Below are 15,915 nucleotides of genomic sequence, written 5' to 3'. Positions count from 1 at the left end.
GGCTATTTATCCCCCATTCGTTTTGAAGAGGTCTATTATGCTCGGAATAGTGGATAGAAAACAGCAATTCGTCGTGTCCAATCTATTGACTTAAGACCATTGCAATCGCCAATCCCTTCGAGCCTGCATCGACGAATGAAGTTCTTTTACAGCTTCATAACGGCACTGTCGCTACCTCAAGTACCCAGCTCAGAAGCTGGGAAACGAATGAAGGAAGAATGCATCATTTAATTGATACGTGGGGAACTATGGATTCCTTTTACAGCTCATAAAGCGCCATTCTTAAATGGGATCGGCACACTATCCATGTATGGCCTGCTCATTGTTCTTTTCATAACAGATATCCGTCATAAGCTAAAAAGAAAGCTATGGTATCTTCTGCATGTATTGGCTTATCCGATATTCACGTTAGCCCTCATTCATGGATTTTATTTAGGAACGGACAGTTCTACCATTTGGCTAAAAATGATGTATAGCGGGACTCTTCTCGTACTCGTCCTTTTGACAGTGATTCGTATCCTTATACAGCCGCGCAAAGGTCAAATTCGAGTTACTGAAATGAAGCAAATGTAGATAAAGAGGAAGAAGCACCTAGGGAATGATATGGGTGCTTCTTCCTCTGTTCGCAGTTGCGCAATTTGTCGAAACTGTCTATAGTTAAGGGGGTATTTATAAGGAAAAGAGGACTCGAAAACGACATGGCAAAAGCAAAAATTACCGAACTGGATATTGTGAGAGCTCTCGCTATCCTTGCTGTTGTCCTGATTCATGTGACAGCCGATTGGACAGTCGAACCTGGGCTGAAGGGAAGCAACACGGAACTGCTCATTGAATTTTTAAACAAGGTCAGTTATTTCGCAGTACCCGTTTTTATTTTTATTAGCGGCATTGTATTGTTCTATATTTATACCGATAATTGGAGCGCTAAGCAGGCTGGTATCTTTTATTGGAAACGGGTTCGCCAAGTGCTTGTTCCGTATATCATTTGGTCTTTTGTCTACTATATATACAACCCATGGCTTTGGACGCCTGACCATCCGATCAAAATCGATCTGGGTGTGTTTCTTGAGCAGCTGAAATGGGCTGATTCCGGTTACCACTTATATTTCATGATTATTATTGTGCAATTCTACTTATTGTTTCCTTTGCTCGTTTGGGGAGTGAGAGCCGCACCTTGGTTTCGTCGGACATTGGCGTTATGGGGACTGGCTATTCAAGTTGGTGTGTATATCTATAATCACTGGTTCGGTACGATCAGCCACAAGCCGGAATTGTGTATAACCTACTTCGGATTCTTCTTGATTGGTGGCGCGATTGGGATGAATTATACGGCATTCCGTGCTTGGCTGCATCGAAACAAGATTTGGGTATTGTCGGCGACAAGCATCATTGGAATTGTCTATGTGACGCTGTATCTCCTTGCCAAACGGGGCTACGGCTTTAATAACAATTGGTTTGAGCTGTTATGGGTCATGTACAGCATCGGTATTGGTGTGAGCCTCATTTGGCTGGCAAAGCTTATCGAGCTAAGATGGACTCGCTTGGCAGCATTACTCACTTCGCTCGGCTCCGTGTCTTTTGCCGTGTATTTGATGCATCCCGCGCTGCTATCCTTATGGAAATATAAAGTGCATATGCCTGGGTCTATATGGCTTTTTAATGTGTATAATGGCATCGTATTTATGCTCATTATTATCATTCCTTGGATGCTGGCGCTTCTGTATCGTAAAATTAGAAAGGCGCTGTTGTATTGATTTTTCGGTCAACCATATGTGTGGAGACTTTTCTCATATGAATTTCTAACAGAAAGGTTGTTAACCCATGAACGAAATCATCCGTTTATTGCAAAATCATCGCTCCATTCGTAAGTTTACGAATGAACGTGTGACCTCAGAGCAATTGGACGCGATTCTGTCGGCTGCGCAGTCCGCTTCAACGTCAAGCAATATGCAGGCTTACAGTGTGATCGGCGTTACGGATAAAGGGCTGCGGGATCAACTTGCCGTGCTTGCAGGCAATCAAACTTATGTCAGCGAATGTCCGTTGTTTCTTGTGTGGTGCGCTGATTTACACCGCTACGAGCAAGCCGTCCACCGTCATGGGGACGCCGCGGTTACAGGCAATGCTGAAAACTTCATCATTGCTACCGTGGATACTGCGCTTGCTGCGCAGAATGCAGCCGTTGCCGCCGAGTCGCTTGGCCTCGGCGTTGTCTATATCGGTGGGCTGCGGAACAAGCCAGCCGAGGTGTCCCAGCTGCTGGACTTGCCGCAGCTGGTGTACCCGGTCTTCGGCATGTGCATTGGGCAGCCGGCTCAAGAGCCGCTGCAGCGCCCGCGTCTCCCACGAGAAGCCGTTTACCATGAGAATCGGTATATTCACAACGAGGCTGCGGTAGACGCCTATGACCAGACGATCCACGACTATATGAAGGCACGAACGGATGGCAAAGTCGATACGACTTGGACCAAAGAAATGGCCGGCAAGGCGCAGCGGCCGCGGGAACATATGAGAGCGTTTCTGCGAACGCAAGGATTTGAAATTGAATAAAAGGTGATCGTCTCCCATGACTCATATATCAAGAACTTGTCTCATACAATGTCAGTAGGTAAGAGTCGAGTACTTGATTGTCAGAGCGAGAGGAGTGCGGTCAGCTTGAAAGGATTCAAGAATGTCGTATTGATGAGTTTAGCCATAGGTATGTTATTCTACGCCATTCCGCAAATGGACTTACGAGCAGCGTGGACACTGCCTACGATTTTCAGTATCTTATGGATTATGATGGCATTACTGGTCATAGCCGCTCATCTCCACCATATCCTTGGTGTGGATGAAGAGAAACGTAAGGAGCTTAATCGCATCAATCGGATGAAAAGGTGGCAGCTCGAGCAGCTTGTCCAAGGACGTCGAAAAATGCTGCAGTTTCGTAAGTAAAAAAGTGATCCGAATTCCTGAAACAAACGTTACTCTCTTAAGGAGAGTAGCGTTTTTTGTTTGATCGAAAAATGTCTAAAATAATTATTTGGTGTCGACTATCCATACGGTTGTATAATCGTGTATAGTGTTTGTTTAAAGATTGAATAATTAGAGGGGAGAGACAAAAATGAGCATCAGGAAGAAGTTGTTTTCTGGTTTTATCTTCATTTTATTACTTACATTGGTGGTCGCTTTTATCGGGTGGAATCAAATTACGTCAGTCAATGCTACATACAAATCGCTAATGGATGATCGTGTGAACAAAATCATTCAGGTGAAAGAAGTGAAATACTTAACGGCGAGTGAAGCAAAGAACGTAAGAGGCTATTTAATTACGGGAGACGAACATCATTTGCAATCTTATCAGGAGGATCGCAAACGATTTGAGGAATTAAAGGGTGCTCTTCAGCAATCGGTTAAACAAGGGCAAGGCGTGGTGCTTTTAAACGAAATCATTGGCTTAGAGACGGAATATGATAAAGTTGTTCAAGAAATTATTTCCTACAAAAAAATCAATGACGTAAAGACCTATTCACGTTTAGTCCAAGAGAAATGTGTGCCGCAAGCGAATAAAATGGCCGAAGCCGCACAAAAGCTGGAGGATTATCAGAAAGAACAACTGGATGCCTCGATCCTCTCTACCGGAGAGACGGTCTCACAGGTTAAACGTACGATTGAACTTGTTACGCTCGCTGCGCTCCTCTTGGGCTGTTTAATTGCCCTGTTTATGGGAAGATTGATTTCCAATCCGATTGTTGTCGTTATGAATTCGTTGAAACGAATCGCTGCAGGCGATATGACGATGGCGGACCTTGAGGTGAAAAGTAAAGACGAGCTTGGTCAGATGGCGTTATCTTTTAATACCATGAAAAGTAACTTAAGAGGGCTGCTTTTCAAAATAAATAAGAGTGCAGAACAAGTGGCGCTTTCTTCCAAAAATGTATACATAGGCTCCGAAATAGCGGTGGCAGCAGCCCAACAAGTGACGACAGCGGTGCAGGAGATATCCAGCTCCGCTGGACATCAGATGAATAGCATGGAAGAAAGCAAAAGGGCGATGGCCGAAAGCGCAGATGGCTTGCAGCGTATCGCAGAATCTTCGGCTATTGCCGCAGATTCTTCTACAAAGCACTGAATGGCGCTGAACAAGGAAGGCTGTTAATTGGGGAGACGATGACACAAATGGATTATATCCGAGCTTCTGTTTCGGAATCGGTTCATGTTATTCATGATCTGGGTGAGCACTCCAAACAAGTAGCAGAAATCGCAAGCGTCATTGGGGGCATTGCTCAGCAAACGAATCTGCTTTCTTTGAACGCCTCCATTGAAGCAGCGAGAGCCGGAGAACATGGAAAAGGTTTTGCGGTTGTAGCCAGCGAAGTCAAGAAATTAGCTGAACAATCCAGACTTTCCTCCGAACAGATCGCTCATTTACTTGAGGATATTGTTAGTAAAGTGAACCATGCGGTGCTTGTGATGGAAAAAGGGGCTTCCGATGTCGAGCAAGGCTCGGATAGCTTGAAGAAGGCCGGCAGTGCTTTTTACGATATCTACGCGGCTGTTCAGCAGGTTACAGGCCAAGTGCAGGAAGTATCCGCCGCCACGGAAGAAATTTCGGCGGGGACAGAGCAAATGTTAGCTTCCGAAGAAATGCTGGCGCACCTCTCCAAGGATATTTCGAATAATTCGAACGGTGTCGTAGCCGTTTCCCAAGATCAGCTTGCGGCAATGAAGGAAGTATTTGGTTCGGCGGATGGATTAAGCAAATTAGCCGAGGAGCTGCGCGAGGAAGTTAGCCACTTCAAGCTCTAACGTACCAGAGTATTCTATGTTTTGACATCGAACATATGTTTGTTATAATGGAAATGAACATCCAGTCTCCATGATTGGATGTTTTCTTCATAGAGTCTCTACGCATTGTTCTTGCTCTCTGAAACGATTATACTAGTGGTACAGAGTAGTACAGGGATCAATGAAAGAGGTGTAACAGTTGGATACACACGCTGTTGATGCGTTAACGAAGCATGAACAAATATTGCGTTATATAGAAGGTTTAAAGCTTGGAAGCCGAATCTCCGTGAGAAAGATTGCCAAGAACCTGGAAGTCAGTGAGGGTACGGCGTACCGGGCCATTAAGGAGGCTGAAAACCAAGGCCTAGTTTCAACCAAAGAGCGGATCGGAACAGTCCGAGTAGAGAAGAAATTAAGGCAAAATATTGATAAACTAACATTTGCTGAGGTTGTCAATATGGTGGAAGGGCGCGTGCTTGGCGGTTCGAGAGGACTCCATAAAACGTTGAATAAATTCGTTATCGGCGCAATGGAGCAGGATGCCATGATGCGTTACATTGAGGCGGGAAGCTTGCTCATCGTGGGCAATCGGAATGGTGCTCATATTTGTGCACTGGAGCAAGGTGCGGGCGTACTGATAACAGGAGGGTTTGACACCAGCACGGAGGTGAAGGTTCTTGCGGATCAGTTGGAACTGCCCATCATATCCAGCAGCTATGACACGTTTACCGTCGCTTCGATGATTAATAGAGCGATATATGATCGTTTGATCAAGAAAAAGATCATGCTTGTTGAAGATATTCTTGCATCCGGTGCTGCCTTATTTGCACTCAAGGCGAACAGCACCTTAAAAGATTGGCAGCGTATGTCGGAAGATACGGGATATAGCCGATTTCCAGTCGTGGATGAGTGGAACCGGATTATTGGCGTCGTTACATCCAAAGATATGGTAGGTGCCCATACGCTTCAAACTGTAGACAAACTAATGACACGCAGTCCATTGACCGTTACTCCCCAAACTTCCGTAGCCTCAGCAGCCCATATGATGGTGTGGGAAGGAATCGAACTGCTTCCTGTGGTCGATACGAATCGGAAGATGCTCGGCGTATTGAATCGAAGCGACGTGCTCAAAGCGATGCAGTACATCCAAAAACAGCCGCAGAACGGTGAAACCTTCGAGGACCTCATCTGGTCCGGTCTTGAAGAGGTCAGAGACGAGAAAGGGGCGCTGCAGTTCCATGGCGTTATTACCCCGCAGATGACGAATCATTTGGGAACGGTATCTGAAGGTGTACTCACAACGCTTATTACCCAGGCAGCTTACCGAATTGTAAAGGAGCACAAGAAGGGCGATCTTGTGATGGACAATATGTCGATTTATTTCTTGAAGCCCTTGCAGATTGATTCCAAAATAGAAATAAGACCCACCATCATTGAGGTGAGCCGTAAATTTGGCAAGATCGATGTAGAGATTTATCATGCAGGCGGTCTTGTTTCCAAGGCGCTGTTAACTGCGCAAGTCATTTAGGAAGCATACGATCGAAGTGCCCATGATTGCGGATACCGGCAAATAAGTTGAATAACCCAATCAGTACACAGATGGTGCCGAAAATGCGGCGGAAACTGGATTCACTGAAGAAGAATAGCTGGGTGACCGCGATGAGAACGAGCATGAGCCCCATACAAATATTCATTCGTGCTGCATATAAGCCGCGTTTGACAGGCTCCGATTCTCTGCGAGAACGGAAGCTGAAATAGACTGTTAAAGCCAAAAAGATACAAATAAGCGAGAATAGAATGATCTGAATTGCCTGTACCATACGTGTAATCCGTCCTTATCAGCCCGTTTACTGTTTACTTTAGCGATTTTATCGACGGAATGCAATCAGGAACCATTAGAACGGATTACTGATCATTACGTTTTCTTCTCCTGAGCCGTAATCCATATGGTGAGTTCGGTTTGAATGAGAACGATCGATTTAACCTCGACGGTATACTTTTTATCATGCAGCACGTACGTTCTTTGGGTGATGAGCCTTTCATATAAGGGCTGTGAGTCCCTCACATAAGCGGCTTTTTGTCCGATTACGAGCTTAAGCTCACTTTTCACATCGCCTTCGATTTCTTTCTGAATATCTTCGCTGATAAAAGCGTCTTGGCCCTTGGGAAGCAAATAAACATTAACGACATTAATTAACGTTTGTTTATTGCGCGTTTTATTCAGATTTTCAATATCGGAACGAAGATCGGCGTTTTCTTCCAAATATTTATGCATCTGCACATAAAGTTGATTGTAAGTGTGCTGATGAATACTCATATACACGGCGCTCCCAATGATTGCTCCCGAAACCATCAGCCCGAAGCTGGCAAGAAGACGCTGATATCGGGCAAAAGGCGGGATTCTCAAGGCTGGTTGCCTCCCTTGCAGATCATTTGAATGAGTGAAGTGCCAAGCTGCGCGCCAACGAAGGCGACGACGATGAGTACGACTTGTTTGATAGCCGGGTTCAAATGACCGACCGCTACGTGGCTTTCAATATAGCGTATGGGGTCAATCGTACCGCCTACGGCAGCTACCATGGCCCAAATTTTAATGTTCTCCGAGATGGTCAGCATTTTTTCAGTTGGTGATTGAAGGGTTAGCACGGCGGCGATTCCACTGAGCATGCTGCCTCCGAAGACGACCCCGAAAGCAATACAAAAGTAAACGATAATATTCGCCCAAAAGACATACATGTTCCGATCGCTTCCTTTCCAGCTAACTTAACTTGACTGAGGAGATAAGGACAAACACTCTTTTTAATATATGGGATGGAATAGTCCCAATATGATAAAATGTTAGGAATAAATAAGAGACGGGAGGAAATGTCGATGAGTGCTTTTGTACATTTGCATGTACATAGTGAATACAGTCTATTAGATGGTGCAGCGCGTATGGACGAACTGGTTTCGCAGGCGGCTAATCTAGGCATGACCTCTCTGGCTTTGACGGACCACGGTGTCATGTATGGCGCGATTGCCTTCTACAAAGCATGCAAACAGCGGGGCATAAAACCGATTATTGGCTGTGAGGTGTATTTCACGGCAGGTTCGCTCCGAGATAAGGGGAGCAGAGCGGAGCAGCCGATTTATCACCTCATCCTGCTGGCCAAAAACAACCAAGGTTACCAAAATTTAATGAAGCTTTGCTCTATTGGCCATTTGCAAGGCTTTCACTATAAACCTCGTATCGATTTGGACCATCTGGCCCAATATTCCGAGGGACTTGTTTGTCTGAGCTCCTGCTTGGGGAGTGAAGTTTCTCAGCATTTGCTGCATGACCGCAAGGAAGAAGCACAAAAGGCTGCGGAACGCTATCGCGCGATATTTGGCGATGATTTCTTTCTGGAAATTCAAGATCATGGCATGATCGAACAGAAAAAAGTCATGGTCTCGATGATTGAATTGAGTCGAGAAACAGGAATTCCGCTTATCGCGACGAACGATGTGCATTATGTGACGGAGCCCGACCATGTAATGCAGGATATTCTCATTTGTATCGGAACAGGTAAAACCGTGGAAGACAAGGATCGGCTTCGCATGGGGACAAGTCAGATGTATCTCAAGAGCGATGATGAAATGAGACGTTTATTTCTTCATGTTCCCGAAGCCTTGGCGAATACGCTGGTTGTGGCGGAGCGTTGCCAAGTCGAACTGGAGTTTGGCAAATCAATTTTGCCAAGCTTTCGCCCCATTCCCGAACCGCTTTCGGCAGGCGAATATTTACGTGAGCTATGCGTACAAGGATTAGAACAACGTTATGGGGCCAAAGCGGAATGGCATTCCGCAGAGGCACCGCTCAGGAAACAAGCGGAAGAACGGTTAACTTACGAGTTAGGCGTTATTGAAAATATGGGGTTTTCGGACTATTTCCTTATTGTTTGGGATTTCATTCGTTTTGCTCACGAAAAGAGGATCATGACGGGTCCCGGAAGGGGATCCTCAGCGGGAAGCTTAGTGGCTTACGTGCTGCGCATTACGAATGTCGATCCGCTTCAATATAAGCTCCTCTTTGAACGTTTTTTGAACCCGGAACGGATTACGATGCCCGATATTGATATTGATTTTAGCGATGAACGCCGGGACGAAGTCATCGATTACGTCGTTGCTAAATATGGCGGGGAACATGTGGCGCAGATCATCACTTTCGGAACGATGGCGGCCAAAGCTGCCGTCCGGGATGTAGGACGGGTGTTAAATGTCCCTTATGGCGATGTCGATCGTGCGGCCAAAGCCATTCCGAATCAGCTGGGTATGACCCTTTCAGATGCTTTGAAGGTTAGCTCGGACTTGAAAGCATTGGTCGCTAGGCAGCCTAGAACAGCGGAACTGCTTGAGATGGCTATGCGTGTGGAAGGGATGCCTCGTCATGCTTCAACGCATGCGGCAGGGGTTGTTATTTCCAGAGAGCCGTTGACCCAATATGTTCCTCTGCAAGAGGGAACGACGCAGACAGCTCTGACACAGTACACCATGGAGCATTTGGAAGCGATCGGTCTTTTGAAAATGGATTTTCTTGGCTTGCGGACGCTTTCCATTATTGAACGCACCATGGATTGGATCCAGCAGATGGAGAGCATTCACATTGATTTTGATGGTATGGATATGGATGGAGATGCCGTCACGTACGGCATGCTCAGCAAGGGAGAGACGACAGGGGTATTTCAGCTGGAGTCTACGGGCGTACGCAGAGTGTTAAAGGATCTGAAGCCTTCCGTTTTTGAAGATATTATTTCCGTTGTGGCCTTGTACCGTCCCGGTCCGATGGATTTCATTCCTAAATACATTGCTGGGAAGCACAGGCAGGTGGAGGTCGTTTATCCACACCCTACTTTGGAGCCTATTCTTCGCGATACCTATGGCATTATTGTTTATCAAGAGCAAATTATGCAAATTGCTTCGGCGATGGCAGGCTTTAGCTTAGGCGAAGCCGATTTGTTAAGACGAGCGGTTTCCAAGAAGAAGCGGGAAGTTCTCGATGAAGAACGAACCCATTTCGTTGCGGGCAGCTTGGGCCAAGGGTTTAGTAAAGAAGAAGCGAATCACGTCTATGATATGATTGTGCGCTTCGCTGATTACGGGTTTCCTCGGGCGCATGCGACCGCTTACGGAGTGCTTGCCTTCCAAACAGCCTATCTCAAAGCGCATTATACGATTTATTTCATGGCCTCCATGCTGACGGCTGTCATGGGCAATCATCGTAAGGTTGCGGAGTATGTGGATGAGTGCCGAAGAATGAAATTAGCTGTGCTCCCGCCTGATGTTAATGGCAGCGGAACGGTGTTTACGCCGGATCGTCAAGCCGGAGCGATCCGATTCGGGCTTGCTGCGATCAAAAATGTGGGTACGCATGCCATCGATGCCATCCTGAACGAACGCAAGCAAGCTCCTTTCGAAAGCTTGCTCGATTTCTGTAGACGCGTTGATTTACGTGTATGTAATAAAAGAGTCATCGAGTCGCTTATCCAAGGGGGGGCCTTCGATACGCTTGGCGGGCATCGGGCTCAGTTGATGGCCATTCTTGACGAGACCATTGCCTCTGCCACCAAATGGCGCAAGGAGCGGGATGATCTGCAGCTCCATCTGTTCGGTTTCGTTGAAGAACCGAACTGGGAAGTGGAAGTGCCGAACATTGCGCCGATGCCGCAGAGCAAGCAATTGGAGCTGGAGAAGGAGCTCCTCGGCATGTATATATCCGGGCATCCGCTGGATGCCTATGCCGAAAAGCTTGGCGAGATGGAAGCCGTTATGCTGCACCAGCTACAGGAACTGCCCGATAACAGTGAAGTGCTTGTGGCGGGGATGATTCTCTCGAATAAGACAATCGTCACGAAGAAGGGCCAGCCTATGGCCTTCATGGAGCTGGAGGATCGCATTGATAAGGTCGAGGTGGTGTTGTTCCCCGAGACCTGGAAGAATGCGGCTCCGCTCGTACAAAAGGGCAGGCTCGTCCTTGTCAGGGCGAAGCTGCAGCTTCAGGACGAGGACCCGCCCAAGCTGCTCGCGGAGCAGCTTGTCGCGCTGGACGATCCTGAGGGCGTCCAGCGGCTTCGCCGGCAGCCTGGGCCGCCAAGACGGACAGGTGACTCCGTCACCGACCAGTCCGCTCGCGCAGCTGCCGGAGCGCGCAGCGCAGCCCCAAGGCAGGCGGCCCGCTAGCGGGCCGCCAGGAGCCTCGCGCAGCGGCGCAGCCGGCGCGGACGAGCGCTGCCCAGCCGCAGGCTGTGGGCAGCGTCAAACCCGCTGCGGAGCCGAAGGCTCAGCGGGTATTCGTCAAGATTACGGCTGACTGTGAACAGCCGGACAAGCTCCTGCAGCTGAAGGCGCTGCTGAAGCTGTACAAAGGGCCGCTTGCTGTTGCGCTATTCTATGAAAGCAGCAATAAGCTCTTGGCCCTGAGCGACCAATATTTGGTGGATCCGTCCAAGGAGCTGATCCGTATGATCGAGACGATCATGGGCAAAGATTCCGTCAGACTGAAATAATGTTCGTTTCCTCCGCATATGAATAGGAACCTGACTTTTCAGGGCCAACTCATGTGTAAGAGGAGGATTTATGACTGAACAACATATGATCCAATTGTTGCAAAAACGCGGCGTAACGATTGAACAAATATCAGAGATTGTATTTAAACTGCAAAAGCCCTATAATAGTCAACTCACGGAAAAAGATTGTGTAGATAGTGTGCTCGCTGTTCTTGCGAAGCGGGAAGTACAATATACGTTATACACGGGCATTGCCCTCGATGAATTAGCCGAAAAGAAGCTGTTGCCCGAGCCTTTGCAGTCGATCCTGGAGGCAGATGAACCGCTTTACGGTGTCGATGAAACGCTTGCCCTAGGTATTGTTCATGTATATGGCATGATTGGTTTAACCAGCTTCGGCTATTTGGATAAAGAAAAAGTCGGCATTATCCGAGCATTGAATGATGATCGTGCTTCGGTACATGTTTTTCTCGATGATTTGGTGTGCGGCTTAGCCGCCGCAGCTTCGGCCAGAATTGCTCATCAGAACGAGCATGCGCCTGATTATAGCGGTAAAATGCGTCTGGACTAGCTCGATTAGTTCAGACTTCGCTTTTTTTCATGAAAGAGCTCTGTTGCGGGAAAAAGAGAAATTATGATATCATTATTCCATTGTGTGTGCCTATGCTTATAAAAGGATGTTTATTATACATCGTTGCCAACTTGCCCTAATATATGTAGTTGCACGTCATAGGAGGTTTTTTTCATGTGGACGGTGATATACATAGCTCCTACCGCAAAGATTGCAGAGCGGATTAAACAGAGGCTGTCGGAAGAAGGATTTCTAGTACAGGTTCGTGGTATTTCTTTGTCCAAAAATCAGTTTGAAATTGTCGTTCCCGAAGGGGAATTGGAAGAAGTGCAAGAAGTGCTCAATTCTATTTTACATAGATAGTGAAAATAGAAGTAAGTCATGTGGCTTGTCAGAGATTTACGATAACAGCCAATTAGAGGTGGAAATGTGCTAAAGGATTTATTTCAAAAACGAAAATATGCAACGATTCCTTCCGAGAAAACAAAAAGGGAAATTCCCGAAGGTTTAATGAATAAATGCCCCAAGTGCGGTACGATTCAGACAAGCAAAGAGCTTGAGAAAAATCTGAAAGTGTGCACGGCATGCGGCTATCATTATCGATTGAACGCGATGGAGCGCATCCAGATCACACTTGACGGAGGTCAAATTCTGGAATACGACCAGGACATGATTTCTGAGGACCCATTGCAGTTTCCCGATTATATAGAAAAATTGGAAAAAGCAAAAAATACAACGAAATTGCAAGATGCCATCATCACAGGTGAAGGTACCATTGGCGGTTATCCGGTTATTGTTGCTGCCATGAGCTTTGATTTTATGGGCGGTTCACTGGGTTCCGTTGTTGGCGAAAGAATTACTAGAGCCGTTGAAGCGGCAATCGAAAAGAAATGCCCGATTATTATTTATTCCACATCAGGTGGAGCCCGTATGCAAGAAAGCATTTTGAGCTTGATGCAAATGGCTAAGACAAGCGCAGCCTTGTCTAGGCTGAGTGAAGAAGGCGGATTATTTATTTCCATTATTACGGATCCGACTTTTGGCGGTGTGTCAGCGAGCTTTGCGATGCTGGGTGATATTATTTTGGCCGAGCCGGCGGCACCATTCGGCTTTACAGGTCGCCGCGTCATCGAACAAACCATTAAACAGAAGCTGCCGGACAATTTCCAGACTTCTGAATTCAACTTGGAGCATGGTCAGCTCGATAAAGTCGTAAGCCGCAAAGAGATGAGGCCGACGTTGATTAAGCTGCTTGACATGCACGGAGTGAAGGGGGAAGTGGCGAGTGGCGAGTGAAATGTCATTTGAACAGCCGTTGGTCGAAGTGAAAAACAAGATTGCTGAGCTGCGTAAATTAGGAGCAGAAAAGCAGTTTGATTTCTCAGAGGAAATACGTCGTTTAGAGGAAAGATACGCCGAGCTTGAGAATGAGCTTTACGCCAATATGTCTTCTGCTGAGAAAATGCAGTTGGCGCGCCATCCTCAAAGACCGACGACGATGGATTATATCGAATCGATCTTTACGGATTTTATTGAGTTCCATGGGGATCGACTTTATGGGGATGATCTTGCCATTGTTGGTGGAATCGCGAAATTGAATGGCGTTCCGGTTACCGTGGTAGGTCATCAAAAAGGGAAAGATACCAAAGATAATATTGCTCGTAACTTTGGTTTGCCGCATCCGGAAGGATTTCGTAAAGCTTTGCGCTTGATGCGCCAAGCGAACAAATTTAAGCGACCTATCGTGACATTTATTGATACGAAAGGCGCATTCCCGGGGAACGCTGCGGAAGAGCGCGGTCAAGGAGAAGCGATTGCCAGAAATTTGCTGGAAATGGCCTCTTTTCGTGTGCCAATCATTTGTATTGTTTTGGGTGAAGGCGGGAGCGGCGGCGCGCTCGCATTAGGTTTAGGCAATAAGGTGTTAATGTTGGAAAATGCTATCTATTCGGTTATTAGTCCCGAAGGTGCAGCTTCCATCTTATATAAAGATGCTTCCAAGGCGCTGCACGCGGCAGAAGCGATGAAAATTACTGCGGATCATATCTTGGACCTCAAGGTGATCGACGGTATCATTCCGGAGCCTAAAGGCGGAGCACACCGGGATCCATCAGCACAAGCAGAATTCATCAAGACAGCGATCTGGGAGCAGCTTCAGCCTTTGCTGAATTTGAACGAACAGGAGCTGTTAGAGGACCGTTACCGTAAATTTAGAGATATCGGTAGGTTCACATTCAATCAGGAGGGAAACCATGCGTAAAACGAAAATTGTCTGTACCATTGGACCTGCAAGCGAATCACAAGAGAACTTGAAAAAGCTTTTATTAGCGGGAATGAACGTGGCCCGTCTTAACTTCTCCCATGGAGATTTTGAGGAGCACGGCGCACGTATCCGCAACCTTCGCGCAGCATCTGCAGAGACAGGTAAGACAGCAGCTATTTTGCTGGATACCAAAGGACCGGAAATTCGTACGGGTAAATTAAAAGAAGAACCGATTGAGCTTGTTCAGGACAAGCACCTCATTCTGACAACAGAAGAGATTCTGGGAGATGCAGAGCGCATTTCGGTTACTTATGCGGACCTGCCACGGGACGTTGCTGTTGGCTCCACGATCCTTATCGATGACGGTTTGATCGGATTAACGGTTCTTGATGTGCGTGGAACAGAGATCGAATGTCTGATTGTCAATGGCGGAACGATCAAGAGCAAAAAAGGCGTTAACGTGCCGGGCGTGAAGATCAGTCTTCCGGGCATTACGGAGAAAGATGCGAACGATATCGTTTTCGGTATTGAGCAAGGCGTTGATTTTATTGCTGCTTCTTTCGTACGTAAAGCTAGTGATGTCATGGAAATTCGTGAATTGCTGGAAAGACACAATGCGTCTCACATCCAAATCATCAGTAAAATCGAAAACCAAGAGGGCGTCGACAATCTCGACGAAATCCTTGAAGTTTCCGATGGTCTGATGGTTGCTCGTGGAGATCTTGGTGTTGAAATCCCGGCTGAAGACGTTCCTGTTGTTCAAAAACAAATGATCAAAAAATGTAACATCGTTGGCAAGCCGGTAATTACAGCTACGATGATGCTCGATTCCATGCAGCGTAACCCTCGCCCAACGCGCGCAGAAGCAAGCGACGTTGCGAATGCGGTATTTGACGGAACAGACGCTGTTATGTTGTCTGGTGAAACAGCTGCCGGTAAATATCCGGTGGAATCCGTTCAAACGATGGCTCGTATTGCGGAGCGTGCAGAATCGGCTTTGGAATATAAAGAAATTTTCCTTCGTCAAGCTCAAGCCCAACAAGTTACGGTTACAGAAGCGATTTCTCAAGCTGTAGCGAACTCCGCTTTGGAGTTAGGTGCTAAAGCGATCCTGACCGCTACAGAAAGCGGATATACAGCTAGAATGGTATCCAAGTACCGTCCGAAAGCGCCAATCATTGCTGTAACGCCTAGCGATCAAGTCATTCGCCGTTTATCCCTCGTATGGGGTGTCATTCCAGTGAAGGGTGTTTCTGCGAAAACAACGGACGAGCTGTTCAACCTCGCTGTTGACAGCAGTATCAAAACAGGCCTCGTAACTTTAGGCGATATCGTCGTTATTACGGCAGGCGTACCGGTTGGTCGCTCTGGAACAACGAACTTAATTAAAGTTCATCACGTAGGCGAGATGATTGCCAAAGGTACAGGTATCGGTATGCAAACGGCGACAGGAATCGTTGTTACTGCGCGTACACCAGAAGAAGCGAATGAGAAGATGGTAGACGGCGCTGTGCTTGTAACCATTACTACAGATAAAGAATATATGCCTGCTGTGCAAAGAGCTTCAGCGCTGATTACTGAAGTAGGCGGCATTACTTCCCACGCGGCTGTAGTTGCTTTAAGCTTAGGTATCCCGGTTATCGTCGGTGTAGAGAATGCTGTAGAGTTGATTAAAGATGGAACAGAAGTGTCGATCTATCCAGAAGTAGGCGTTATCTACTCCGGACAAGCAAGCGTTCTGTAGTCTATTCCCTTAAAAAAGAGTGAAGACGAGATGATTCTCGGCTTCA

15 protein-coding genes and 1 pseudogene are annotated in these 15,915 nt (G+C 46.9%); 13 read left to right on the top strand and 3 right to left on the bottom strand.

Going from position 1 to position 15,915, the window contains the following annotated elements; all coding sequences use genetic code 11:
• Nucleotides 1–231 precede the first annotated feature (231 nt).
• From FU659_RS10305 to FU659_RS10275, 7 genes are all read left to right on the top strand, one after another.
• Complete coding sequence (locus tag FU659_RS10305; protein WP_147947507.1) at nucleotides 232–573, top strand: hypothetical protein; 342 nt, start codon at nucleotides 232–234, stop codon at nucleotides 571–573.
• A 125-nt stretch (nucleotides 574–698) separates the two neighbouring features.
• Nucleotides 699–1,754, top strand: a complete 1,056-nt coding sequence (locus FU659_RS10300) for an acyltransferase (RefSeq protein WP_147947506.1) — start codon at nucleotides 699–701, stop codon at nucleotides 1,752–1,754.
• A 67-nt stretch (nucleotides 1,755–1,821) separates the two neighbouring features.
• A complete protein-coding gene (gene nfsA, locus FU659_RS10295; RefSeq protein ID WP_147947505.1) occupies nucleotides 1,822–2,550 on the top strand; it encodes an oxygen-insensitive NADPH nitroreductase in 729 nt (242 codons plus the stop codon).
• A 105-nt stretch (nucleotides 2,551–2,655) separates the two neighbouring features.
• Nucleotides 2,656–2,934 (top strand): hypothetical protein, encoded by a 279-nt coding sequence (locus tag FU659_RS10290; protein ID WP_147947504.1) that lies wholly within the window; start codon nucleotides 2,656–2,658, stop codon nucleotides 2,932–2,934.
• A 169-nt stretch (nucleotides 2,935–3,103) separates the two neighbouring features.
• Nucleotides 3,104–4,111, top strand: coding sequence for an MCP four helix bundle domain-containing protein (locus tag FU659_RS10285; protein ID WP_147947503.1), 1,008 nt, complete (start codon nucleotides 3,104–3,106; stop codon nucleotides 4,109–4,111).
• A gap of 38 nt (nucleotides 4,112–4,149) precedes the next feature.
• Nucleotides 4,150–4,788, top strand: a complete 639-nt coding sequence (locus FU659_RS10280; protein ID WP_147947502.1) for a methyl-accepting chemotaxis protein — start codon at nucleotides 4,150–4,152, stop codon at nucleotides 4,786–4,788.
• 178 nt (nucleotides 4,789–4,966) lie between these two features.
• A complete protein-coding gene (locus FU659_RS10275) occupies nucleotides 4,967–6,295 on the top strand; it encodes a DRTGG domain-containing protein (protein WP_147947501.1) in 1,329 nt (442 codons plus the stop codon).
• On the opposite strand, the gene FU659_RS10270 is transcribed toward FU659_RS10275, so the two are convergent.
• From FU659_RS10270 to FU659_RS10260, 3 genes are all read right to left on the bottom strand, one after another.
• The gene (locus tag FU659_RS10270; RefSeq protein WP_147947500.1) at nucleotides 6,288–6,587 is read right to left on the bottom strand and encodes a YtpI family protein; all 300 of its coding nucleotides are present in this window, start codon (nucleotides 6,585–6,587) and stop codon (nucleotides 6,288–6,290) included. The genes FU659_RS10275 and FU659_RS10270 overlap by 8 nt on opposite strands.
• Before the next feature lie 95 nt (nucleotides 6,588–6,682).
• Nucleotides 6,683–7,174 (bottom strand): sporulation membrane protein YtrI, encoded by a 492-nt coding sequence (locus FU659_RS10265; protein ID WP_147947499.1) that lies wholly within the window; start codon nucleotides 7,172–7,174, stop codon nucleotides 6,683–6,685.
• Nucleotides 7,171–7,503 carry a YtrH family sporulation protein gene (locus FU659_RS10260; RefSeq protein ID WP_147947498.1) on the bottom strand — a complete coding sequence of 111 codons (333 nt, stop codon included), beginning with the start codon at nucleotides 7,501–7,503 and terminating at the stop codon, nucleotides 7,171–7,173. The genes FU659_RS10265 and FU659_RS10260 overlap by 4 nt, the downstream gene beginning before the upstream one ends.
• Before the next feature lie 135 nt (nucleotides 7,504–7,638).
• Between FU659_RS10260 and FU659_RS10255 the strand changes: the two are divergent.
• The 6 genes and pseudogenes from FU659_RS10255 (at nucleotide 7,639) to pyk (ending at nucleotide 15,869) form a co-directional block, all read left to right on the top strand.
• Nucleotides 7,639–11,291, top strand: a pseudogene (locus tag FU659_RS10255) (DNA polymerase III subunit alpha).
• Nucleotides 11,292–11,361: 70 nt separating this feature from the next.
• Nucleotides 11,362–11,862, top strand: coding sequence for a phosphatidylglycerophosphatase A family protein (locus tag FU659_RS10250; protein ID WP_147947497.1), 501 nt, complete (start codon nucleotides 11,362–11,364; stop codon nucleotides 11,860–11,862).
• Nucleotides 11,863–12,036: 174 nt separating this feature from the next.
• Nucleotides 12,037–12,225 carry a glutamate decarboxylase gene (locus FU659_RS10245; protein ID WP_147947496.1) on the top strand — a complete coding sequence of 63 codons (189 nt, stop codon included), beginning with the start codon at nucleotides 12,037–12,039 and terminating at the stop codon, nucleotides 12,223–12,225.
• Nucleotides 12,226–12,291: 66 nt separating this feature from the next.
• Nucleotides 12,292–13,158 (top strand): acetyl-CoA carboxylase, carboxyltransferase subunit beta, encoded by an 867-nt coding sequence (gene accD, locus FU659_RS10240; protein ID WP_147947495.1) that lies wholly within the window; start codon nucleotides 12,292–12,294, stop codon nucleotides 13,156–13,158.
• On the top strand, nucleotides 13,148–14,122 hold the full coding sequence (locus FU659_RS10235; protein WP_147947494.1) for an acetyl-CoA carboxylase carboxyl transferase subunit alpha: 975 nt from the start codon (nucleotides 13,148–13,150) through the stop codon (nucleotides 14,120–14,122). Before accD ends, FU659_RS10235 begins: the two co-directional genes overlap by 11 nt.
• On the top strand, nucleotides 14,115–15,869 hold the full coding sequence (gene pyk / locus FU659_RS10230; RefSeq protein ID WP_147947493.1) for a pyruvate kinase: 1,755 nt from the start codon (nucleotides 14,115–14,117) through the stop codon (nucleotides 15,867–15,869). Before FU659_RS10235 ends, pyk begins: the two co-directional genes overlap by 8 nt.
• Nucleotides 15,870–15,915: the final 46 nt, after the last annotated feature.

The sequence above is a fragment of the Paenibacillus sp. N3.4 genome, assembly GCF_008017805.1.
GTDB lineage: Bacteria > Bacillota > Bacilli > Paenibacillales > NBRC-103111 > Paenibacillus_E.
This window is presented reverse-complemented; position numbering and strand designations above follow the sequence as displayed.